Source organism: Streptomyces sp. NPDC054872 (assembly GCF_053610705.1).
Genome location: NZ_JBSGYY010000027.1, coordinates 81,728 through 103,396 on the forward strand (window position 1 = coordinate 81,728; position 21,669 = coordinate 103,396).

18 protein-coding genes and 1 pseudogene are annotated in these 21,669 nt (G+C 72.8%); 8 read left to right on the forward strand and 11 right to left on the reverse strand.

Annotated features, from left to right (window positions below):
* Positions 1 to 181 precede the first annotated feature (181 nt).
* From ACWGIH_RS28810 to ACWGIH_RS28820, 3 genes are all read left to right on the forward strand, one after another.
* Positions 182 to 1,396, forward strand: a complete 1,215-nt coding sequence (locus ACWGIH_RS28810; RefSeq protein WP_453451118.1) for a DUF6777 domain-containing protein — start codon at positions 182 to 184, stop codon at positions 1,394 to 1,396.
* 134 nt (positions 1,397 to 1,530) lie between these two features.
* Entirely contained in the window at positions 1,531 to 2,694 is a 1,164-nt protein-coding gene (locus ACWGIH_RS28815; protein WP_453451120.1) for an exonuclease SbcCD subunit D, read from the forward strand.
* Entirely contained in the window at positions 2,691 to 5,762 is a 3,072-nt protein-coding gene (locus ACWGIH_RS28820) for an AAA family ATPase (RefSeq protein WP_453451121.1), read from the forward strand. The genes ACWGIH_RS28815 and ACWGIH_RS28820 overlap by 4 nt, the downstream gene beginning before the upstream one ends.
* Before the next feature lie 14 nt (positions 5,763 to 5,776).
* On the opposite strand, the gene ACWGIH_RS28825 is transcribed toward ACWGIH_RS28820, so the two are convergent.
* A complete protein-coding gene (locus ACWGIH_RS28825) occupies positions 5,777 to 6,223 on the reverse strand; it encodes an Lrp/AsnC family transcriptional regulator (protein WP_365822191.1) in 447 nt (148 codons plus the stop codon).
* 94 nt (positions 6,224 to 6,317) lie between these two features.
* On the opposite strand from ACWGIH_RS28825, the gene ACWGIH_RS28830 reads away from it, so the two are divergent.
* The gene (locus tag ACWGIH_RS28830) at positions 6,318 to 6,845 is read left to right on the forward strand and encodes a rhodanese-like domain-containing protein (protein WP_453451122.1); all 528 of its coding nucleotides are present in this window, start codon (positions 6,318 to 6,320) and stop codon (positions 6,843 to 6,845) included.
* 4 nt (positions 6,846 to 6,849) lie between these two features.
* On the opposite strand, the gene ACWGIH_RS28835 is transcribed toward ACWGIH_RS28830, so the two are convergent.
* Both ACWGIH_RS28835 and ACWGIH_RS28840 read right to left on the reverse strand, forming a co-directional pair.
* On the reverse strand, positions 6,850 to 8,568 hold the full coding sequence (locus tag ACWGIH_RS28835) for a DUF885 domain-containing protein (protein ID WP_453451123.1): 1,719 nt from the start codon (positions 8,566 to 8,568) through the stop codon (positions 6,850 to 6,852).
* 35 nt (positions 8,569 to 8,603) lie between these two features.
* On the reverse strand, positions 8,604 to 9,116 hold the full coding sequence (locus ACWGIH_RS28840; protein ID WP_453451124.1) for an Lrp/AsnC family transcriptional regulator: 513 nt from the start codon (positions 9,114 to 9,116) through the stop codon (positions 8,604 to 8,606).
* A gap of 42 nt (positions 9,117 to 9,158) precedes the next feature.
* Here ACWGIH_RS28840 and ACWGIH_RS28845 point away from each other — a divergent pair, with 42 nt between their 5' ends.
* Positions 9,159 to 10,493 carry a trans-sulfuration enzyme family protein gene (locus tag ACWGIH_RS28845; RefSeq protein WP_453451125.1) on the forward strand — a complete coding sequence of 445 codons (1,335 nt, stop codon included), beginning with the start codon at positions 9,159 to 9,161 and terminating at the stop codon, positions 10,491 to 10,493.
* Here the strand turns inward: ACWGIH_RS28845 and ACWGIH_RS28850 are convergent.
* Together ACWGIH_RS28850 and ACWGIH_RS28855 are read right to left on the reverse strand one after the other, a co-directional pair.
* Positions 10,414 to 11,847: an N-acetyltransferase family protein gene (locus tag ACWGIH_RS28850; protein WP_453451156.1), complete on the reverse strand. Its 1,434-nt coding sequence runs from the start codon at positions 11,845 to 11,847 to the stop codon at positions 10,414 to 10,416. The genes ACWGIH_RS28845 and ACWGIH_RS28850 overlap by 80 nt on opposite strands.
* A gap of 153 nt (positions 11,848 to 12,000) precedes the next feature.
* A complete protein-coding gene (locus ACWGIH_RS28855; RefSeq protein WP_453451126.1) occupies positions 12,001 to 13,584 on the reverse strand; it encodes an alkaline phosphatase D family protein in 1,584 nt (527 codons plus the stop codon).
* A 300-nt stretch (positions 13,585 to 13,884) separates the two neighbouring features.
* On the opposite strand from ACWGIH_RS28855, the gene ACWGIH_RS28860 reads away from it, so the two are divergent.
* Positions 13,885 to 14,295, forward strand: coding sequence for a VOC family protein (locus ACWGIH_RS28860; RefSeq protein ID WP_453451127.1), 411 nt, complete (start codon positions 13,885 to 13,887; stop codon positions 14,293 to 14,295).
* A gap of 48 nt (positions 14,296 to 14,343) precedes the next feature.
* On the opposite strand, the gene ACWGIH_RS28865 is transcribed toward ACWGIH_RS28860, so the two are convergent.
* The 5 genes from ACWGIH_RS28865 to pdxR all read right to left on the reverse strand — a co-directional run bounded on the left by ACWGIH_RS28865 (position 14,344) and on the right by pdxR (position 18,566).
* Positions 14,344 to 14,619, reverse strand: coding sequence for a hypothetical protein (locus ACWGIH_RS28865; protein ID WP_453451128.1), 276 nt, complete (start codon positions 14,617 to 14,619; stop codon positions 14,344 to 14,346).
* 14 nt (positions 14,620 to 14,633) lie between these two features.
* Entirely contained in the window at positions 14,634 to 14,888 is a 255-nt protein-coding gene (locus tag ACWGIH_RS28870; RefSeq protein WP_453451129.1) for a hypothetical protein, read from the reverse strand.
* Positions 14,889 to 14,922: 34 nt separating this feature from the next.
* Positions 14,923 to 16,716: a S8 family peptidase gene (locus ACWGIH_RS28875; RefSeq protein ID WP_453451130.1), complete on the reverse strand. Its 1,794-nt coding sequence runs from the start codon at positions 16,714 to 16,716 to the stop codon at positions 14,923 to 14,925.
* A gap of 19 nt (positions 16,717 to 16,735) precedes the next feature.
* Positions 16,736 to 17,008 (reverse strand): hypothetical protein, encoded by a 273-nt coding sequence (locus tag ACWGIH_RS28880; protein WP_453451131.1) that lies wholly within the window; start codon positions 17,006 to 17,008, stop codon positions 16,736 to 16,738.
* Positions 17,009 to 17,090: 82 nt separating this feature from the next.
* Entirely contained in the window at positions 17,091 to 18,566 is a 1,476-nt protein-coding gene (gene pdxR / locus ACWGIH_RS28885; protein ID WP_453451132.1) for a MocR-like pyridoxine biosynthesis transcription factor PdxR, read from the reverse strand.
* Positions 18,567 to 18,700: 134 nt separating this feature from the next.
* Between pdxR and ACWGIH_RS28890 the strand changes: the two are divergent.
* A pseudogene (locus ACWGIH_RS28890) lies at positions 18,701 to 19,489 on the forward strand (DMT family transporter); the annotation flags it as partial.
* 72 nt (positions 19,490 to 19,561) lie between these two features.
* On the opposite strand, the gene ACWGIH_RS28895 reads toward ACWGIH_RS28890, so the two are convergent.
* Entirely contained in the window at positions 19,562 to 20,407 is an 846-nt protein-coding gene (locus tag ACWGIH_RS28895; protein ID WP_453451133.1) for an alpha/beta fold hydrolase, read from the reverse strand.
* A gap of 181 nt (positions 20,408 to 20,588) precedes the next feature.
* Between ACWGIH_RS28895 and sigJ the strand changes: the two genes are divergently transcribed.
* Positions 20,589 to 21,479 (forward strand): RNA polymerase sigma factor SigJ, encoded by an 891-nt coding sequence (gene sigJ / locus ACWGIH_RS28900; protein ID WP_453451157.1) that lies wholly within the window; start codon positions 20,589 to 20,591, stop codon positions 21,477 to 21,479.
* Positions 21,480 to 21,669: the final 190 nt, after the last annotated feature.

The window sequence follows — 21,669 nt, forward strand, 5'->3', positions numbered from 1 at the left end:
TGTCACGCTATGCAGCGCCGCCGAGGTCCGCCCGTCGGGAGGGCCGACCGCGTCGGCTTGCGGGCCCCGGGGAGGCGGGACACACAATAGGCGCGTAACGGTATGAGGCGTACGGATCGAGCGAAAGCATGGTTTATCGGTTCTGAGCGCCGCACATCCCCTACGCAGGGAAGAAGAGCTCGTGAGCGCCGAACCGCCGTCGTCAGGACGCCCCACAGGACCCCCGTCCGGCCCGCTCTCGGGCCCTTCACAGCCTGGCCCTGCACAGCCTGGCCCTGCACAGCCCGGCCCCTCGGGGCCAGGCCCTTCGCGATCCGGCGGGGCCCCGGGTGGTCCACCGAGCGGCCCATCGGAGCCTCCGGGCCCGCCGCCGGGTGGCGCGAGCCCCGAACCGGGCCCCGGTGGTGGCGGGAAGCCGGAGCGCCCCTGGTGGAAGTCGGCGCCGCGGGTGGCGGCGATCTCCCTCGTCCTTGTGGCCGCCGTGGTGCTGACCGTCGTCCTCACACGGCCGGACGGCAACTCGGAGTCCGGCGGCGAGGTCGCCCTCCAGCCCGCAGGGAAGCAAGGCCCCGACCCGTTCACCGAGTCGACGGCCCGGGGCGACTCCACGCCGCCGTCGCCGAGCGCCCTGCCGAGCTCCTCGGCGTCGGCCAACGTGACGCGCGGCGTCGACGGCGGCGCTCCCGGCCTCTACGGCGGGACACGGAAGGTCGGCAGCTGCGACGTGGAGAAGCAGGTGGACGCCCTGAAGAAGGACCCGGCGAAGAACAAGGCGTTCGCCTCGGTCCTCGACCTCGACGCGTCCGCCGTCCCCGCGTACCTGCGGGCGCTCACACCCGTACAGCTGCGCATGGACACCCGCGTCACCAATCACGGCTACCGCGACGGCGCCCCCACCGCCTATCAGGCGGTCCTGCAGGCCGGGACCGCAGTGCTCGTCGACGACCGGGGCGTGCCCCGCGTGCGCTGCGCCTGCGGCAACCCCCTGCTGCCCCCCGTCGCGCAGAAGAGCACCCCGAAGCCGAAGGGCGACGCGTGGCCGGGCTACCGGTCGTCGGACGTCGTGGTCGTGGCACCGGCCACCCAGGTCGTGAACGAGTTCGTCATGTACGACCCGAAGAGCGGCGACTGGTTCGAACGTGACAAGGGCGACACCGGCACCGGTGACACGAGGACCGAGCCGCCGGTGAACCAGCCGTCGCCGTCCCCGTCCTCGTCGTCCGCGTCGTCGTCACCCTCGTCGAGCTCGCCTTCTTCGCCCCCTTCGTCCTCTTCGCCCTCTTCCGCGTCCCCCTCCTCCGGCGAACCCTCGTCGCCGTCCGCCCCGCTGACGCCCTCCTCGGAGCAGGAGCAGCCGCCCCCGTCGCAGCCCGCGCAGCCGCCGTCCTCTCCGTGACAGATCGACGTTCGTGATGGAGCAGGTGCCGACAGGCGCTAGCGTGGTGGGTGCTGTCGGCGGGGCCCGTGCTGGGGCGGTCCTTGGTCCGGGGCGTAGGAGGGGAAAGTGAGCATGCGGGCCGGAGCGGCGTCTTGAGAATTCTGCACACGTCCGACTGGCATCTGGGCCGGGCGTTCCACCGCGTGAACATGCTCGGCGCCCAGGCCGAGTTCATCGGCCACCTCGTCACCACGGTGCGTGAGCGCGACGTGGACGCCGTCGTCGTGTCCGGCGACGTGTACGACAGGGCGGTCCCGCCGCTCGCCGCCGTCGAGCTCTTCGACGACGCGCTGCACCGGCTCGCGGACCTCGGTGTCCCCACGGTGATGATCTCCGGCAACCACGACTCGGCGCGCCGGCTCGGGGTCGGTGCCGGACTCATCGGCCGCGCCGGCATCCACCTGCGCACCGCGCCCGCCGCCTGCGCGGACCCGGTGGTCCTGGCCGACGGCCACGGGGACGTGGCGTTCTACGGCCTGCCCTATCTCGAACCCGCGCTGGTCAAGGACGAGTTCGCGGTGCCGAAGGCCGGGCACGAGGCGGTGCTCGGCGCCGCCATGGAGCGGGTCCGCGCCGACCTGGCCGACCGTACGCCGGGCACCCGTTCCGTCGTCCTCGCGCACGCCTTCGTCACCGGCGGCGAGGCCAGCGACAGCGAGCGCGACATCACGATCGGCGGGGTGGCCGCCGTGCCCTCCGGGGTCTTCGACGGCGTCGACTACGTGGCACTGGGCCACCTGCACGGCAGCCAGACCATCAGCGAGCGCGTGCGCTACTCGGGCTCCCCGCTGCCGTACTCGTTCTCCGAGTCCACGCACCGCAAGAGCATGTGGCTCGTGGACCTCGGGCCCGCGGGGGAGATCGCGGCCGAGCGGATCGACTGCCCGGTGCCGCGGCCGCTCGCCCGCATCCGCGGAGACATCGAGACGCTGCTCGCCGCCCCGGACCTCGCCCGCCACGAGGAGGCCTGGGTCGAGGCGACCCTCACCGACCCGGTGCGCCCCGACGACCCCATGGCCCGTCTCTGCGAGCGCTTCCCGCACACCCTCAGCCTCGTCTTCGACCCGGAACGCGCCCCCGAGGACCCGGACGTCTCGTACGCCCAGCGTCTCAAGGGCCGCAGCGACCAGCAGGTCGCCGAGGACTTCGTGAGCCACGTGCGGGGCGCGGGGCCCGACGTACGCGAACAGGCGGTGCTGCGGGCTGCGTTCGACACCGTCCGTGCCGACGACACGCTGCGCGAGGTGGCCCGATGAGGCTGCACCGGCTGAGGATCACCGCGTTCGGCCCCTTCGGCACCACTCAGGACATCGACTTCGACGAGCTCTCCGCCGCCGGGCTCTTCCTGCTGCACGGACCGACCGGCGCGGGCAAGACGTCCGTCCTGGACGCCGTCTGCTACGGCCTGTACGGCTCGGTGCCCGGGCCCCGGCAGGGCAGCGGCCAGGGCGTGACGCTGCGCAGCGACCACGCGCAGCCCGGCGTGCGCACGGAGGTGTGCCTCGAACTCACCGTCGCCGGACGCCGGTTGGAGGTCACCCGGCAGCCGCCGTGGGAGCGCCCGAAGAAGCGCGGCACCGGTACCACCATGGAGAAGGCGCAGAGCTGGCTCCGGGAGCTTGAGGCCGGGGAAGCGCACGCCGACGCGTGGAAGGACCTCAGCCGCTCCCACCAGGAGATCGGCGAGGAGATCACGCAGCTGCTCGGCATGAGCAAGGAGCAGTTCTGCCAGGTGGTGCTGCTGCCGCAGGGCGACTTCGCGCGCTTCCTGCGGGCCGATGCCGAGGCCCGCGGCAAACTCCTCGGACGCCTCTTCGACACCCGCAGGTTCGCGGCGGTCGAGCAGCGTCTTGCCGAGCAGCGGCGCGAGGCCGAGGGCGCCGTGCGGGAAGGCGACAGGGAGCTCCTCGCCGACGCGCACCGGATGCAACAGGCAGCCGGGGGCGGCCTCGACGAGGCCGAGTCGCCGCTGCCCGAGCTTTCCCCCGGCGACCCGGGGCTCGCCGAGTCCGTGCTGACCTGGGCCGCCGTCGCCCGCACCAGCGCACGCGAGCGCCGCACCGTCGCCGACTGCGCGCTCACGGCCGCCGAGTCCGCGCAGGCCGCCGCGGGGCGCCGCCTCGATGACGTACGCGAACTCGACCGGCTGCAGACGCGGTTCGCCCAGGCGCGGGAGCGATCCGGGCGGCTTCAGGAAAGGGCCGGGGAACACCGGGAGCGACTGGACCGCATGGAGCGCGCCCGCAAGGCGGAGCGGGTCGCCCCCGCGCTCGGCCTGCGCCGGGCCACCGAGGAGGAACACCGCCGCGCGAGCGCCGACGAGACACGGGCGAGGGCGCAACTGCCCGCCACCTTCGCCGAATCCGGCGCTGCGGGACTCGCCGCCGCCGCGCGCAAGGCCGCCGAAGAGCTCGGCGGCCTCGAATCCGCCCGGCGCGCGGAGCGGCGCCTGGCCGAACTCGGCGCGGAGCGCACCTCCTTGGAGCGCGAGGAGCGTGCCGACGACGAACTCCTTCGCGAGGCCGCGGGCTGGCTCGACGGCTGGGAAGCGACCAGGACCGCGCTCAAGGAGCGCATCGAATCCGCCCAGGAGGCGGCGACGCGAGCGGAGCATCTCGCGGGGCAACTGGAGCCCACCCAGGCCAGGTTGGACGCGGCGCGCCGCCGCGACCGGCTCACCGGGGAAGTGACCGCCGCGCACGAACGGACCCTCGCGGCCCGGGAGCGCGCCAGCACGGCCCACGAACACTGGCTCGCCCTGAAGGAGCAGCGCCTCACCGGCATCGCGGCGGAACTGGCCGCCGGTCTGGCCGACGGCGCCCCCTGCGCGGTCTGCGGAGCCACCGAACACCCCGCGCCCGCACCGCGGAGCGCGGGGCACGTCGACCGCGCCACGGAGGAGTCGGCGCTCGCCGCCCACCGGCAGGCGGAGGAGGCACGCACGCAGGAGGAACGCCACCTCGGCGAGGTGCGCGAGTCGTTGGCGGCGGCCGGTGCCGCGGCCCTCGGTTCGTCGAGCGGGGAGACCGGCAGCGCAGCGCCGGAGGCCGCACCCCGGGGGCCGTCCGTCGATCAGCTCTCGGCGCTCGTCGAGGAACTGCGGAGGGACCACGCCGAAGCGCACAGCCGCGCATCCGGGCTGCACGCCGCGAGGGAATCCCTCGCCCAGGCCGAGCGCGAGCACGACCGCAGGGTCGCCGCGCGACAGGAAGCCGTCGTGCGGGCCGCGTCCCGCGCCACCCTGCGGGACACCCTCGAGCGCGAACAGACCGGCCTTGAAGCCGAGTTGACCCGCGCGCGGGGAGCCAGCGGCAGCGTCGCCGCGCGAGCCGCCCAGCTGGAGCGGCAGGCCGCGCTCCTGACCGAGGCCGCGGACGCCGCGCGCGTCGCCGACGACACCGCCCAGCGGCTCAAGGACGCCGACGCGCGCCTCGCCGACGCCGCCTTCCGTGCCGGGTTCGACACGCCGGGCGACGCGTCCGAAGCCCTGCTCGACGACGCGGCCCACCGCGAACTGCAGCGCCGCATCGACGAGTGGCAGAACGAGGAGGCGGCAGTGCGCTCCCTCCTCGCCGAGCCGGACGCGGCCGCCGCCGCCGAGGAGCCGCCGGCCGACCTCCGGGCCGCCCAGGAAGCAGCCGAGCACGCCGACCAGCGGGCCCGTGCGGCAGCTTCCGCGCTCGACGCGGCCACCCGGCGCTGCGCCGAACTCGACCGGCTCTCCGCGCGATCGGCCGCCGGAGCCCGGCGGCTCGCGCCGCTGCGTGCCGATCACGACCGCGTGGCGCGCCTCGCGGGCCTTGCCGCGGGCACGTCGGCGGACAACGAACGCAAGATGCGCCTGGAGTCCTACGTCCTCGCGGCCCGGCTCGAACAGGTCGCGGCCGCGGCGACCGCACGCCTGCGGCGCATGTCCTCGGGCCGCTACACCCTCGTCCACTCCGACGACCGTACGGGGCGCGGCCGTTCGGGCCTCGGGCTGCACGTGGTCGACGCGTGGACGGGCCGCGAACGCGACACCTCCACGCTCTCGGGCGGCGAGACCTTCTTCGCCTCGCTCGCCCTCGCGCTCGGCCTCGCGGACGTCGTCACCGACGAGGCCGGCGGCGTACGGCTCGACACGCTCTTCATCGACGAGGGCTTCGGCAGCCTCGACGACCAGACGCTCGACGAGGTCCTCGACGTCCTGGACTCACTGCGCGAGCGGGACCGCAGCGTCGGCATCGTGAGCCACGTCGCGGACCTGCGGCGCCGCGTCCACGCGCAGCTGGAGGTCGAGAAGGGGCGCGCGGGGTCGGTCGTGCGGCAGCGCGGCGGGGTGTGAGGGACCCTGGCGGCTCAGCGGCCCAGCGGGCGCCTCGGCAGGGGAGAGGAGTAGACGATGCTGGTGGTCACCGAACCCAGCGCGCCGATCTTTCCCGCGACTTCCTCCAGGTGACCCATGGAGCGCGCGGCGACCTTGATCACGAAGCAGTCGTCGCCGGTGACGTGGTGGGCCTCCAGGATCTCGGGGGTCACCTCGACCAGGTCGTGGAACGGCTTGTAATGACCGTTGGGGTAGCGCAGGCGCACGAACGCCAGGATGGGGAGGCCGAGACGCTCCGGGTCGACCACGGCCGCGTACCCCTGGATCACGCCCGCCTCCTCCAGGCGGCGGACCCGTTCGGTGACGGCGCTCGGGGACATGGCGACGGCGCGGGCCAGCTCGGCGTAGCTGGCGCGGCCCTCGCGCTGGAGGACATCGAGGATGCGCCAGTCGGTGGCGTCCGTGGAATAACCGGTCATGACGGAGAGGTAACAGGGGAATCCCCGGCTGATCAAGAGGTACGCCGGTGATCGTCCCTTCTGGCCCGGTTGCTTCCCCCGTAGATTTCTGGCCATGAGCACAGTGACGAACACCCAGGTGACGACCGCCACGAGCATCCCGGCCGCAGCGGCCGCGGCCCCGAACTCCGTCCTGCGGGTGCCTCCCGCGTCCCCGGCGGCGGCCGCCGCCTACTTCGGCGCGAGCCTCGCCTTCCACGCCGACGTCTCCGACGTCGCCTCGGCGCTGGCCGCCGACGGCGACCCCGGCTTCGTCGTGGTCGACTCCCGCTCGACGGCGTCCTGGGACCAGGGCCACATCCCCGGCGCGATCCACCTTCCCACTGCCCTCGTCCCCGAGCAGGCGGAGCAACTCCTGGACAGGTCCGTCCCGGTCGTCACGTACTGCTGGGGCCCCGGCTGCAACGGCGCGACACGCGCCGCCCTCGCCCTCGCCCAACTCGGGTTCCAGGTCAAGGAGATGCTCGGCGGCTTCGAGTACTGGGCCCGCGAGGGCTTCGGGTACGAGACCTGGGAGGGCGACGAGCGCCGCGCCCCCGACACCCTGACGGCCCCGGCGGACGCGGCGGACTGCGGCTGCTGAGGACTCAGAGCGCGGACAACTCGTCCACCAGATCGTCGAGTCCCAGCGATCCCTGCGACAGCGCGGCCATGTGCCACGCCTTCGCGTCGAACGCCTCGCCGTGCCGCCGCCGCGCGTTCTCACGGCCGAGGAGCCAGGCCCGCTCGCCCAGCTTGTAGCCGATGGCCTGGCCGGGGATCGAGAGGTAGCGGGTCATCTCGCTCGCGACGTAATCCGTCGGCCTGCTGCAGTGCGCGTCGTAGAACTCCTGCGCGAGGTCGGGCGTCCAGCGTTCACCCGGGCGGAAGGGCGAGTCCGCCGGGATCTCCAGCTCCAGGTGCATGCCGATGTCGACGATGACGCGCAGCGCCCGCATCATCTGGGCGTCCAGATAACCGAGCCTGCGCTCGGCGTCCTTGAGGAAGCCGAGCTCGTCCATCAGCCGCTCCGCGTACAGGGCCCAGCCCTCCGCGTTGGCGCTGACGATGCCGATGGTCGCCTGGTACCGGGAGAGGTTCTCCGCGACGTGCGCCCACTGCGCCAGCTGGAGGTGATGCCCGGGTACGCCCTCGTGGTACCAGGTGGAGACCAGGTCGTAGACGGGGAAACGGGTCTCGCCCATCGTCGGCAGCCACGTACGGCCGGGCCGTGAGAAGTCCTCCGACGGACCCGAGTAGTACGGGGCCGCGGCGCCGCCCGGCGGGGCGATGTGGGACTCCACCTTCCGGACCCGCTCCGCGAGTTCGAAGTGGGTGCCGTTCAGCGCCTCGATCGCCTCGTCCATCAGCTCCTGGAGCCAGACCCGCACCTCCTCCACGCCCTCGATGTGCGTGCCGTGCTCGTCGAGATGGGCGAGCGCCACCCACGGCGTCTCGGCGCCGGGCAGGATCTTCTCGGCCTCGGCGCGCATCTCGCCGAGCAGCCGGTGGAACTCGGACCAGCCGTAGGCGTACGCCTCGTCGAGGTCCAGGTCGGTGCCGTTGAAGTAGCGGGACCAGCGGGCGTAACGCTCCCGGCCGACCGTTTCCGGGGCGCCCTCGATCGCGGGCGCGTACACATCACGCATCCAGTCGCGCAGTGCCACGACCGAAGCGGTGGCGGCGCGGGCCGCGTCGTCCAGCTCGGCCCTGAGCGAGTCGGGCCCGTCCGCGGCGAACTCCTCGAACCAGCCGCGGCCCTCGTCGCCGCCGGGGCCCGCCCACTCGCCGAGCTGCTCGATGAAGACGGCCGTCGGCCGGGGAGCCGCGAACAGCTTGCGCTCCAGGCCTAGTTCGAGCGACGCGCGATATCCCTCGTAGGCGGCGGGCACGGCACGCAGCCGTTCGGCGATCGCCGCCCAGTCCTCGTCCGTCTCCATCGGCGTCATGGTGAAGATCTCGCGCACCGCGTGCGGAACCGTGTGCAGATTGCCGACCGCGCGCAGTCCCTCGTCGGCCTCGTGGACGGCGAGTTCGGCGGTGAGCCGCTCGCGCAGCAGCCGCGCACACCGGCGTTCGGCCGCGCTGTCGGCGCCGGGCCTGCGCTCCGCCTCGTCGAGCCGGGCGAGCGTCGTGCGGGCGAGCTCCGCGACGGCTTCCTGGCCCGCAGGTGAGGTGTCGGGGAGCTTGCTGTGGCTCGCCTTGATGCCGAGGAACGTGCCGTTGACGGGGTCGAGGACGACGAGGTCGTCGACGTAGGCGTCGGCGACCTGGCGAGGCAGCGGGCCGCCGCTCTCGTTCGGGTTCGGGATCTTGGTGTCTGACATGCGGACATCCTCGTACGCGGGACACGCCCCCGTCATCATGATTGGCCGGAGGTCTCCCCATGGTCATCGGCCCCCGGACCCGGCGGAAGGAGCGGGCCGCAGTCCCACTGCTGGAAGATCAACCGTGTCTCCACGCGCGCCACTTCGCGGCGCGCCGTGAACTCGTCGAGGACGAGCCGCTGGAGGTCCGCCGTGTCGGCCACCGCCACGTGCACCAAATAGTCGTCCGGGCCCGCGAGATGGAACACCGACCGGGATTCGGGCAGCGCCCTGATCCGCTCCACGAACGGCCCGACGAGCTCTCGCCGGTGCGGTCGCACCTGCACGGAGAGCAGTGCCTCAAGGCCGCGTCCGAGTTTCGCCGGGTCGAGCCGCAGCTGGTGACCGAGAATCACCCCGGATCGGCGCAACCGGGAGATACGGTCCAGGCAGGTCGACGGCGCGACACCGACCTGGGCCGCGAGATCGCGGTAGGTGATCCGGGCATCGTTCTGCAGCAGCCGCAGGATGCGGAGATCCACCGGGTCGAGTACGACAGAATCAGCCACTTGCCGAACGTAGCACGGGGTTCAACCATCAGGCACCGGCCTTTGTTCAGGCTGTCCGGCATGGACACGAACACGGAAACCCGCTTCGGATCCGGCCACCCGGCACGGACGTCGGCACCTTCGGTACCCACGGCCGCTCCCGCGCCCCGGGCCCTGGCCACCGAGGCCGTGCACGCCGGACGCGACGACCTCGCCGGGCTCGGTCTGCACGCCGCCCCGATCGACTTGTCCACCACCTACCCGTCGTACGACACCCGCGGCGAGGCAGCGCGCATCGACGCCTTCGCCGCCGACGGCGCCCTGGACGACGGCCCGCCCGTCTACGCCCGCCTCGCGAACCCCACCGTCGCCCGCTTCGAGACCGCCCTGGCCAGGCTCGAAGGCACCGAGAGCGCGGTCGCTTTCGCCAGCGGCATGGCGGCGCTGACCGCGGTCCTCCTCGTACGGGGAGCGGCGGACCTGCGCCATGTCGTCGCGGTCCGTCCGCTGTACGGCTGCAGCGACCACCTCCTGACGGCGGGGCTCCTCGGCTCCGAGGTGACCTGGGTCGATCCCGCGGGGATCGCCGACGCCATACGCCCCGACACGGGCCTCGTTCTCGTCGAGTCGCCCGCCAACCCGACCCTCGCCGAACTCGATCTGCGTGCGGTGGCCCACGCCTGCGGGACGGTTCCGCTGCTCGCCGACAACACCTTCGCGACGCCCGTCCTGCAACGGCCCGTCGAGAGCGGCGCGCGGCTCGTGCTGCACAGCGCCACCAAGTACCTGGGCGGCCACGGCGACGTCCTCGGCGGAGTGGTCGCGTGTGACGAGGAGTTCGCGCGGCAGTTGCGGCAGGTGCGCTTCGCCACCGGTGGGGTGCTGCATCCGCTCGCGGGCTATCTGCTGCTGCGCGGGCTCTCCACGCTCCCGGTGCGGGTGCGTGCGGCCTCCGCGAACGCGGCGGAGCTCGCGCGGCGGCTGGCCGCCGACCCGCGCGTGAGCCGGGTGCACTATCCGCGGCTCGGCGGCGCCATGGTCGCCTTCGAGGTCATCGGCGACCCGCACGAGGTGACCGCCGGGGTGCGTCTGATCACCCCGGCGGTCAGCCTCGGCAGCGTCGACACGCTCATCCAGCATCCGGCGTCCATCAGCCACCGCGTCGTGGACCCGGCGGACCGGCGCGGGTCGGGTGTGAGTGACAAGCTGCTGCGGCTCTCGGCCGGGCTCGAGGACGTCGAGGACCTGTGGCAGGACCTCGACCGCGCCCTCGGCCCCCGGCCGGCCGGCACCGAGGCGTCGGCCGGAGCGCACCGGATCAGTGCCGCTCCGACCGCCCCTGCGGCTGGTCGTACGGCAGCCGCGAACTCACCGGCGTGGCGTCGAGACGCGCGGTGATCACCAGCGTGCCCTCCTCGATCTGGTAGTCGAGGGGCAGTCCGAGGCCGCGCATGGCGGCGACCATGCCCGTGTTGGACGCCTGCGTCACCGCGTACACGCTCTCGCAGCCCGCCTCGACCGCCATCGTCACCAGGCGCCCGAGCAGTTCGCTGCCGATGCCGCGGCGCTGCCAGTCGTCCTCGACGAGCAGCGCGATCTCGGTCTCGTCCCCGTCCCAGAGCAGATGGCCGATGCCGACGATGCGCCCGGACGCGGTCTGTACCGCCAGGGTGCGGCCGAACCGCGGGCTGAGCAGGTGGGTGAGATAGCGGTCGGCGTCCCGTACGGGGCCGTGGTACCGCATGCCGAGGGTCCGCCGCGAGCAGCGGTCGTGCATGGCCTTGGCCGCTTCGACATCGGTGGTGTCGGCCCGGCGCACGGTGATGGAGTTGCCCTCGGCGAGGGTCAGTACGTCCTGGCTGTGCGGGATGCGCGGGCCGAGCCGGGTGTCGAGCTCGACCAGGGCACGCGCGCGGGCGAACTCGGTCGGTGTGAACGGCAGGTACGGCCGCTCCACGGTGATCACTTCGCCGGCAGGTGCCTGGAGCCGGAGCACCGTCCCTTGGCCTTCGAGCGCGCCCTCGACGGGTGCGGCGTCGGCGGGCTTGTCCGCCCGCGGCCCGGACCCGCCCGGAGCCTTCGCGGGCAGCGACCGGATGGTGCACCGGCCGAGCAACTGCCGCAGTGCGAGCGGGAGTTCGGCCGCGTCCAGGGCGGTGCGGGTGGCCAGGCCGAGGATGCGGGTGGGGGCGTCCACCAGGTCGTGGGCGTCCGCCCGCTCGATCCAGGTTTCCGAGCCGCCCGCGTGCGCGACGCCCCGGGTGATCTCCGCCGCGGGCAGGGCGGCGGGGGAGCGGAGCAGGAACTCGTCGACGGTGCCTTCGGCCAGCGGGTGCGCCTGGAGGCTCAGGATGTCGACCCTGGCGTGGGCCAGGGCCGTGCACAGGGCGGCGAGCGCGCCGGGCTCGTCCCGCACGGTGGTGCGCATCCGCCACAGTGTCGTCTCGCCCGCGGGGGACTCGGTCGCGGTGGTCCCGGTCGGCTGCCCGGCGGGCTGCGGCCGGGCGTCCGTATCGTCGGCCGTCGGGGGCGCGTGGTTGTGGCGGCGTGCCCACCATGTGTGGAACCCGACCGTGGCGAGCAGCGCCACGGCCGAGATCACGAGCAGGGCGGGGCCGTCGGGGCCGTGCCCGATCATGTTCGCCACCGCGTCCGCCACGGCCACGGCCGTGAAGAGGGCGGCGAGTTCCACCAGGTCTCGCCGCCAGTGGTGCACGGGGCGGCCGTGTTTGGTTCGCGTCACATCAGACATGTCAGCACTCATGCAGTCACTGTGGAGGAAGGGTGTTGCGTGATCACGAACGTTTTGTGACTGATGAGTTAAGACGCCTTCTGTCCGTTTAGTTCAACTTTGGTCTTTGCCGACGCGCGGACGCGACCCTTCGGTGTGCGTTCGGGGGCGAAATCACTGCTGTCCCACCTGTCCCGGGCGCAGCACCTTCGTGAACAGCACGCCGCCGCCCTCCTGGCGCAGCCGCACGGTCAGCTCACCGCTGCCGCCGTCGATGTCGATCTCGCCGAAGTACTGGGGCGTCTCGGCCGGCGAGGTGTTGGAACGGTTCGGCGCCTTGATGAAGCGCTGCTCGGCGCCGAACGTCCCGTCGAGCTTGAGGGCCTGGAAGCCGCCCGCCGCCAGCGGTCCCGACACGAACTCCCAGAACGGCGCGAAGTCCTTGAACGCCGCGCGCGAGGGGTCGTAGTGCTGCGCCGACGTGTAGTGCACGTCGGCGGTCAGCCACACCGTTCCGGTGACCTTGCGGTGCTTGATGTGGCGCAGCAGTTCCGCGATCTGCAGCTCACGGCCCAGCGGCGCGCCGGGGTCGCCCTGCGCGACGGCCTCGAAGTTCGCCGAGCCGTCGGGCACGACGAGGCCCAGCGGCATGTCGGATGCGATGACCTTCCAGGTGGCACGCGAACGCGACAGCTCACGCTTCAGCCACCGCAGTTGGCGGGCGCCCAGGATGCCGGTGGCGTCGTCGGGCTGCCGGCCGGGCGAGTTGGCGTTGCGGTAGGAGCGCATGTCCAGGACGAACACATCGAGGAGCGGGCCGTGCCGCAGCACGCGGTACACCCGCCCGTCCTCGTCGCCCGGCGACAGCGTCGAGATGGGGTAGTACTCGCTGAAGGCCCGCAGGGAGCGACCGGCGAGGACGTCCACGTTCTTCTCGGTGTAGCGGGGGTCGGTCAGGATCTGCCCCGGGTACCAGTTGTTGCGCACCTCGTGGTCGTCCCACTGGACGATGGAGGGCACCTGGGCGTTGAAGCGCCGCAGGTTCTCGTCGAGCAGGTTGTAGCGGAAGGCGCCACGGAACTCCGCGAGCGACTCGGCGACCTTCGACTTCTCCTCCGTGGTCACGTTCCGCCACACCGTGCCGTCGGGCAGGGTCACGCTCGGCAGGATGGGCCCGTCGGCGTAGATGTTGTCGCCGCTGCACAGGAAGAAGTCAGGGTCCCTGCGGCGCATCTCGTCGAAGACGCGCCAGCCGCCCCGGTCCGGGTTGATGCCCCACCCCTGGCCCGCGATGTCCCCCGACCACAGGAAGCGCACCCCGTCCTTGCGCCCCTTCGGCGTCGTACGGAACGTGCCGGTGACCGGCTCTCCCGTGCGTCTGGGGTCGTCGGGGTCGGCCAGGACCACGCGGTAGTGGATCTGCTCGCCCGCGGGCAGCCCGCGCAGCCGCGTCGTCCCGGTGAAGTCGGTGTCGGGGCCAAGGACCGGGCCCTTCCAGCGGGTGGGATTGCGGAACGACTCGGTGGCGGACGTCTCCACGATCATGCGGGCCGGACGGTCGGACCGTACCCACACCAGACCCGCGTGCGCTGTCACGTCACCGGCCTGCACACCCCACTCGGCCCGCGGGCGCCCCGACCGGGCGAACGCCGGGGCGGCCCCGGCGACGGACGGCACGGCCAGCGCCGCCGGCACGGCGAGCGAGCCGCGCAGCACACTGCGGCGGCGAGGGGACGGGCTCGGTTGAGGGTGGGACATGGATGCGCCTCCAGTGACAGGTCCGACCAGTGTGCAGGGCAACAACTAGTGGTGCGCGGCGGCGCACACACAAACCACAAGTGAACAACTGCCCATGGGTGCAAGGGAACCGGTGTGCGAAGGCCGCGTCGCCCGGATCGGTGGCGGCAGCGGCCGAGACCCCGAGCCGCAGGTCTAGGTCGCAGGTCGCAGCGCCCGGCCCCTCCGCCCGAGGCCGGAGGACCGATGCCGGAAGATCGCCGGGTGTCTACGCTCGGCGGCAGAGGCGCGTGGCCGAGCGCGCCCGTCGAAGGGGGACCCGTGCCCGTCAACGGTCAGAGCCACATACGCATCGCCCGCCCGTCCCGCGACCTCGCGGCGGCGGAGCGCTTCTGGGTCGCGGGCCTCGGCCTCGACGTCGTATGGCGTGCGCGGGGCGGCGGCGCTCCCGGTGAGCACGACCTGCTGATGGCGGGCTGGCCGGACGCCTCCTGGCATCTCGAACTCGTCCACGAGGCCGACAAGCCGGTCCTGCCCCGCCCCACGGAGGAGGACCTGCTCGTCATCTACCTCGACGAGCAGGTCCCCGACAGCTTGGTGGCCCGCCTGGAGGAGCACGGCGGCACGCGCGTCCAGTCACCCAACCCGTACTGGAACGAGTGGGGCGCCACCGTCGAGGACCCCGACGGCTACCGCCTGGTGCTCTGCACGCGCGCGTGGGCCAACTCCTGACACGGCCGCTTGATACGGCAACTCCGTACGGCTACGTGTACGTCCTCCTCACCTCGCGCTCCCGGCGTCCATGGCCCGGCCGCCGGAGTGCGGGCGGGTCTCCGGTGACTCCTCACCGGGGCGGGCCACCTCTCCGGCGTCGGCGAGCCTGACGAGCTCGGTGAGCCAGCCCGGGGCCTGACCGCCGTCCATGACGGGTCCGGCGCCGGCGGCTCCCGTGGCGTTCAGCGTCATGGAGGGCTGCCGCTCCGTTCCGGCGCCCGGTGACGGTGCCGGCGCGGGTGCCGCGCCCGCGTCCTCCGCGATCGTGATGTGTACCTGCATGGCCGTCCCCTCGCCTAGTTGAGAACCGCGTACCGGCCTTCGAAGTTCATCTGGGTGCTCCCGATGTTCTTCACCGTCAGCCAGTACGTGACCGTGGTGGCCGAGGCGCGCTCCACCTCGGTCTCCCACTCGATCTGCGGGCTGCCGGTCTGCGGTGACGTCGGCATGAAGTACCAGATGACGTGCCAGCCCTGCGGCCAGTTGAAGGTGAACCAGCGCCCGGTCTGTCCGGGGTTGAGTGTGCCGGTGAACTGTGTGCCTACGCGCATCGTCGTTTTCCTCTCAGCGTCCGAGAACCGCGAATCACCATCCGAGAACCGCGAACCGGGCCTCGAAGTCGACCGGGTCGGCCACGAGGTTGGTCACGTCGATCCAGTACGTCGCGTACGTGTCGTTGGCCCGCTCGACCCGGACCTTCCAGCCGATCTGCGGGGCGCCGGTGCGCGGACTGGTCGGGACGACCGTCCACACCACGTGCCAGTGGGCGGGCCAGTTGAAGGTGAACCAGCGGCCGGTACGGTGCCCGGCGAGGGTGCCCCGGAACTGGACGCCGACCCAGCTGCTCGTCTGGAGGGCCGCCGGGACGAGCTGCCGCAGGTCCGGCCGCCTGCCGATCCGCTGGGTCGCCGGGCGGCCCGGTGCGTCCTGCTGCACCGACCCGGTGGAGCGCAGCAGCTGGCGGGCCCGCGAGGGAGACAGCGGGATCCGGCCCGCCGCACGCAGGACACCCTGGGTGCTCGCGACCGCCCCCACGACGATCGGCGACGCGCTGGACGTACCGCTGAACTGGTCCGTGTACCAGAAGTCCCGATCGGCGCCCGCCTGAAGGTCGCCGTACCCGGCGGTGGTCACCTCACGCCCCCAGCCCTGGGCGTCCACGCAGGCACCGTAGTTGGAGAAATCGAGCCGGGAGCGGTCCGGGCCGTGCTGACGGCCGTGGGTGCCGGGCGGCGGCGCCCCGGCACCGACGATGACGGCGCCCGCGTCCAGCGCTGTGCGCCGGAAGGGGTTGCGCCACCAGGCGGGGAAGCCGGCCCGCGGGGTGTCGTAGTCGGCGTGGTCCAGGTTCTCCGCGCCGTTGCCCGCGGCCTCGACGACGGTGATGCCCTTGTTCACGGCGTAGCGGATGGCCAGGTAGTCGTCCGGCCACCATTCGACGGCGATGTACCCGATCTGGCCGACGCCGGTCGCGTGCGGCCCCGCGCGGTGGATCTCAAGCAGGATGATGTCGCCGGGGCCGAGCCGGTCGGCGGCGTTGCGGATCGCCGTGGCCGTGGGAATGGAGAAGGCGGACGCGCTGGTGACGGCGTCGGGCGCGATGCCGGTGATCCCGAACGCGTTGACGTCGCCGCCGATCTCGCCGAGCACCGCGGTGCCGTGATCGGTGTCCGTGCTGCCCGTGCCGGAGACGATGCCGCCCTGGTTCAGGCGCAGGTCCTCGTGGGTGAAGCGCCAGCCCCACTCGCAGTCGATCACCCGGACGCCGGCGCCGCGCCCACCCGCGAGGGTCCACGCGTACCGGGCGTCCACGCCTCCCGGAGCCGCGTCGAGGTAGCCCTGCCGGGCGGTGAAGTCCGGGGTCACGGGCGGTGCGTCGGCGCCCGTCGGCAGCATGTCGTTGAGCGGCGGAAGCTCTGCCTCCGCGCTCTCCTTCTTCGGGACGACCTCGGGGACGGCCAGGGCGGCGGCGGGCTTGACGTAGGCACCCTCCACGGCGTCCGACGCGCGGAGCCGCTCGGCCAGCGCGTCCAACTGGTCCTCCGGGGCGTCGACATGGAAGAAGAGCGCCATCCGGTCGAGTATCTCCGGCATGGCGTCGTCGGCCCCCGCGGCCTCCGGCAGCGGCCCCGCCTGGGCGCGCAGCCTCTCCTGGTCCACACCGAACAACGGCCGGATGGTGACGTCCTCCTGGGCCGCCACGGCATCGAGACCGCTGACGGAGATGTCCGCCACGGCACTCGCACCGGTCTCAGTGATGCGTACCCCGGCGTCGGCGCGCGTGACGCACACCAGCTCAGGGCGTCCGAAGAGTGGTCCGATTTCTGGAGCCGGGCTGCTGTTCCCCCGGCTGTTGCCCGCACCTGATCGCTGTGGCACAGCTGACTCCTTCACCACGTCACGGAAGGTCCGCCGGTGGTTTCACATAGGCGGCCTCGACTGCCGGGTGGCCGCGCAGGGCCGTGGCCACGGCCTCGGCGTCCACGCCGGCGGGGACGGCGACCCGTTGCCATCCGATGAGGGCCGGGTCGTCGGCGCCGGGGTGCAGCGGCTCCGCCGTCACGCCGAACCACCGCTCCAGAAGGCTGCTGACGTCCAGCACACCCGTGGAGTCCGCGGTCGCGGCACGCGGCGGGGTGCGGAGCTGGACGATGACTTCGGCCTCGGCCACAGGTCTGCTCCCCCCGGACTACTCCGGCACCGTGTCCGAGCGGCTCGCTCAGGTCACCGGGCCCGGACGACGGCGCTCGCGGTCACCGGGCCCGGCTGACCCTAATGACGTGCTGTAACCGGACCGTCCCCGCGCCGTCACCGCGTCCGGGATCGGCCCCGGCGAGCAGCCGTACCCCCTCGGCGATCCGGGCGGGGGTGAGGTGGGCGTAGCCGAGCACGAGGCGCACCCCGGGGGCGTCGGCCGAGCCGTAGTCGCTCAACGGGCGGACCGCGACCCCGGCCGCGGCTGCCCGCCGCAGGAAGTCGGCCTGCGAGCCCCGTTGCCGGGGCAGCCGGGCGATGACGTGCAGTCCGGCGGCGATGCCGGACACCTCCGTACCGGGAAAGTGCTCGTCGAGGGCGGCGACGAGCGCGTCCCTGCGTTCCCGGTAGGCACGCTGACAGCGGCGCAGGTGGCGGTCGTAGTCGCCGCGTTCGACGAAGCGCGCGAGCACGGCCTGGTCGAGCACCGGATTGCCCAGGTCCATCATGCGTTTGCGGGCGACGACCTCATCGGTCATCGACTCCGGTACGAGCAGCCAGCCGAGGCGAAGCCCCGGGGCGAGCGACTTGCTGACCGAGCCCGTGTAGGCCACGTGCCCGGGGTCGAGGCCTTGCAGCGCGCCCACCGGGGCTCGGTCGTAGCGGAAGTCCCCGTCGTAGTCGTCCTCGATGACCAGACCGTCCACGGCCCGCGCCCAGTCCAGGAGTTCGGCGCGCCGCCCGGCCGAACAGCCGATACCCAGCGGGAACTGATGCGCGGGCGTGGTGACGACCGCCCGCAGGCCCCGCTCCCGCAGTGCGCCGATGACGACACCCTCCTCGTCCAGGGGCACCGGCGCCGTGGCCACGTCCGCCGAGGCGAACAGCTCGCCGTGCTGCGGGCTCCCGGGGTCCTCGACGCCCACGGTGCGCACCCCGCGCGCGTGCAGCACGAAGCCCACCAGGGCCATGGCCTGCGCCACGCCGGAACAGACGACGATCGCCTCGGGGTCCGCGACCACGCCCCGGCGGCGTACGAGCAGTTCGGCGAGGGCCGTACGCAGCCGGGGCAGGCCCCGCGGGTCCGGGTACCCGAGCGCGTGGTGAGGGAGTTCGGCCAGGACGCCGCGGTGCGCGGCCGCCCACGCGGCGCGCGGGAACAGGGACAGATCGGGGGTGCCGGCGATGAAGTCCACGCGCGCGTGGACTTCGCGTGGTGCCAGATCGCGTGCACCCGGTGCGGCCTTCCGTGCCGCGCCGCCCACCCAGGTGCCCGCGCCGCGGTCGCTGCGCAAATAGCCCTCGGCCGTCAACTGCTCGTACGCCTCCGTGACGAGCCCCCGTGAGACGCCCAGGTCGGCGGCGAGCTCACGGCTGGAGGGCAGCCGTGTCCCCGACGCAAGGCGCCCGGACCGCACCGCCTCGCGCAGCGCCGACTGCAGGCTGCGGCCACGGCTGCGGGCGGGTGCGGCCGCGGCGGGGAGCAGCAGCTCCCAGGCGGCGGTCCCGGAGGCTCGGCCCGAACTCGATGGCACCGGGATGCGCCTCCTTGGTGTGACGGCGGACGGGCGGGACGCGCGAAGTCGCCCGAGGGGGCCCGAAGTGGTCCCCGAAACGGCCCCGGGAGTGGACCTTAAACCGATCCGCGTCCGTTCCTAACGTCGGGGACATGAACGCGAACCTGACACGCGGGTCACTCCTCGCGGCCCTCGCCTGCCTCCTCGTCGGCGGCTCCTTCACCGCCAACAGCCTCCTCGGCGACTACCCGTACGCGGGCGGCCAGTTCCTGCGCTACGGCCTGGCCTGCCTGCTGCTCCTGCCGCTGCTCGGGCGGGGCGGCACGGCGCCGCTCCGCCGCCTCACACGCCGCCAGTGGGGGCGGCTCGCCCTGCTCGCCGCCGTCGGCATGGTCGGTTTCAACCTGGCGATCCTCGCCGCCGAACGCTCGGCGGAACCGGCCGTACCGGGCGTCTTCGTGGGCTGCGCCCCGGTCGTCGTGGCGGTCATCGTGCCGCTCCTCGCGGGCCGCCGGCCACAGCGCCTGGTCATGTACGGGGCGCTGATCGTGGCCGTCGGAGCCTTCACCGTGCAGGGGTGGGGCCGTACGGACGGGCTCGGCATCCTGTTCTCCGTGTGCGCGCTGGCGGGCGAGGTCGGCTTCGCGGTCCTCGCCGTCCCCGTGCTGCGCCCGCTCGGCCCGAAGCTGCTCTCCGCGACGGTCTGCGGGATCGCCGCAGCCGAGTCCGCCGCCATCGGTGTCGTGGTCGACGGCGGGGACTGGCTGCGGATGCCCGGCACCACGGAGGCGGCCGCCCTGCTGTGGCAGGCGGCGATCGTCACCGTCATCGGCTTCGTCTGCTGGTACTCGGGCATCCAGCGCATCGGCGCCGAGCGGGCCACCCTCTTCTCCGGTCTCATTCCCGTGGCGGCCGCCTTCACCGCCCCGATGGTCGGCACCGGCACCTACGGAGTCCCGCAAGCCGTGGGCAGCGCGCTCGTCGGCGCCGGGGTGGCCCTGGGCTCCGGCGTGCTACGCGGCCGGCGTACGGCGGCAGGTGTCGAGGACGACGCGCGAGACGAGAGCCGGGTCGTCGTTCATCGGGACGTGACCGCAGCCGGGCAGCCGCACCAGACGCGCCTCGGGGACGGCGTGCTTCGCACGGACGCCCTGGCGGCGCAGCAGGATCCGGTCGCGCGAGCCCCACGCGACGGTGACCGCGATGCCGGGCACGTCGTCGCCGAAGAGCACGTCTCGCCCGGCGGCCAGGGTCTGCTCGAACCCCTTGGCGTCGCGCAGCGCGAGCGTCTCGGCGACGACGGCCTCGGGTGAACGGCGCCCGGGGTGGGCGTAGATGGTGCTGGTCAGCGCCGCACGTCCGGCCATGCTCCGCGAGAGCCGTTCGATCAGCGGCAACGGAAGCAGCCGCGCGCCGTGCCGCATGGCGAGCAGGGTGTTGAACGCGTAACGCCGCTCACCGGGCGTCCAGAAGCCCGCGGGGGACAGTGCGGTGACCGAGCGCACGAGCTTCTCCCGGCCGAGTTCCAGGGCGAGCAGACCGCCCAGCGAGTTGCCGGCCACATGCGGACGCTCGATGTCCAGGGCCTCGCACAGCGCGCCGAGCACGGACACCACCGTCGTGATGTCGTAGGGCAGCCCGTCGGGCAGGGCGGGGGACTCCCCGAAGCCGGGCAGGTCCACGGCTATCACGTCGTACTCCGCGGCCAGAATGCCGAGCACCGGGTCCCACGCCTGACGGTGGTGCCCGATGCCGTGCAGCAGGAGCAGCGGCTCGCCCTCGCCCGTGCGTTCGCAGGCCACGGACAGCGTCCGTGGGCCGCCCGGCGTTTCGACGCTGAAGGACACCTCTGCGGCCATTGCTGCTCCAGTCCCCGTCGCCGGACGACGGTCTCAGACACCTTAGACACCTTGTCAGCAACAATTACCGCTCAGTAGCCTCCAGTTCAAGAGGGTGGGGACAACGGCCGCAGGGCCGGTGTGGGGCGTGACGCACCGAATTCGCCTGGACACCGCGTGGCCCGTCGGCTGGGATGGAGGAGTGGCGACCGACACCGTGACCGACGTCTTCGAGGAACACCGGCCCGTCCTGATGGGCGTGGCCTACCGCATGCTCGGCCGGGTGGCAGACGCCGAGGACGTGGTGCAGGACTCCTGGCTGCGCTGGGCGGCGGCCGACCGATCCCAAGTACGCGAACCACGTGGCTACTTGGTGCGTGTCACCACCCGGCTCGCCATCGACCGCCTGCGCCACGCGCAGTCCCGGCGCGAGTCCTATGTGGGGCAATGGCTGCCGGAGCCCCTCGTCACGGACTTCGGACCGACCGTCCCCGACACCGCCGAGCGGGCCGTGCTCGCCGACTCCGTGTCCATCGCCGTCCTGGTCGTCCTGGAGTCCCTCTCGCCCCTGGAGCGCGCGGTGTTCGTGCTGCGGGAGGCCTTCGGGTTCCCCTTCTCGGAGATCGCCCTCACCCTGGACCGCGGCGAGCCCGCCGTGCGCCAGCTCGCGGCGCGGGCCCGCAAGCACGTCGAGGAGGGCAGGCCGCGCTATGCCGTGGATCCGGACGAGCGCAGGGACCTGACCGAGCGGTTCCTGGCCGCGGCGACCAGCGGCGACCTGGACGGTCTGATGTCCCTGCTCGCTCCGGGCGTACGTCTCGTCGGCGACAGCGGCGGCAAGGCCAAGGCCCCACTGCGGGTCATCGAGACGGCCGACAAGGTGGGCCGTTTCCTCAACGGCGCGGCCCGCAGGGGCGTACCGGCGGACGCGGAGCTGGAGGCCCGCTTCCTTGAGGTCAACGGCGCGAGCTCCGTCCTCTTCCTGGTCGACGGCAAGCCGCACTCCCTCTTCCAGCTGGACGTCGTCGACGGACGGATCACGTACGTCTACATCATCCGCAACCCGGACAAGCTGGTAGGACTCGTCCCCTAGGCCGCACATGACGGACCCCCGCCTGTACAGGGCGGGGGTTTTTGTCTTGTTCGGCACGGCTGCGTGACCCGACACCAACAACGCGTGAATGCTCTGTGGCATCGTCCCTGTGCGCGCTGTAACGGATCCAGGATTGGTCTTGACCAAGGGTGGGTGCCGCTCTATCGTCGCAGAGATAGTGCAGGAACCT

Coding starts and splice junctions, on each gene's coding strand:
- ACWGIH_RS28820 (WP_453451121.1), top strand. CDS start 2,691: ATGAGGCTGCACCGGCTGAGGATCACCGCGTTCGGCCCCTTCGGCACC.
- ACWGIH_RS28825 (WP_365822191.1), bottom strand. CDS start 6,223: ATGACCGGTTATTCCACGGACGCCACCGACTGGCGCATCCTCGATGTC.
- ACWGIH_RS28830 (WP_453451122.1), top strand. CDS start 6,318: ATGAGCACAGTGACGAACACCCAGGTGACGACCGCCACGAGCATCCCG.
- ACWGIH_RS28835 (WP_453451123.1), bottom strand. CDS start 8,568: ATGTCAGACACCAAGATCCCGAACCCGAACGAGAGCGGCGGCCCGCTG.
- ACWGIH_RS28850 (WP_453451156.1), bottom strand. CDS start 11,847: ATGTCTGATGTGACGCGAACCAAACACGGCCGCCCCGTGCACCACTGG.
- ACWGIH_RS28855 (WP_453451126.1), bottom strand. CDS start 13,584: ATGTCCCACCCTCAACCGAGCCCGTCCCCTCGCCGCCGCAGTGTGCTG.
- ACWGIH_RS28865 (WP_453451128.1), bottom strand. CDS start 14,619: ATGCAGGTACACATCACGATCGCGGAGGACGCGGGCGCGGCACCCGCG.
- ACWGIH_RS28870 (WP_453451129.1), bottom strand. CDS start 14,888: ATGCGCGTAGGCACACAGTTCACCGGCACACTCAACCCCGGACAGACC.
- ACWGIH_RS28895 (WP_453451133.1), bottom strand. CDS start 20,407: ATGGCCGCAGAGGTGTCCTTCAGCGTCGAAACGCCGGGCGGCCCACGG.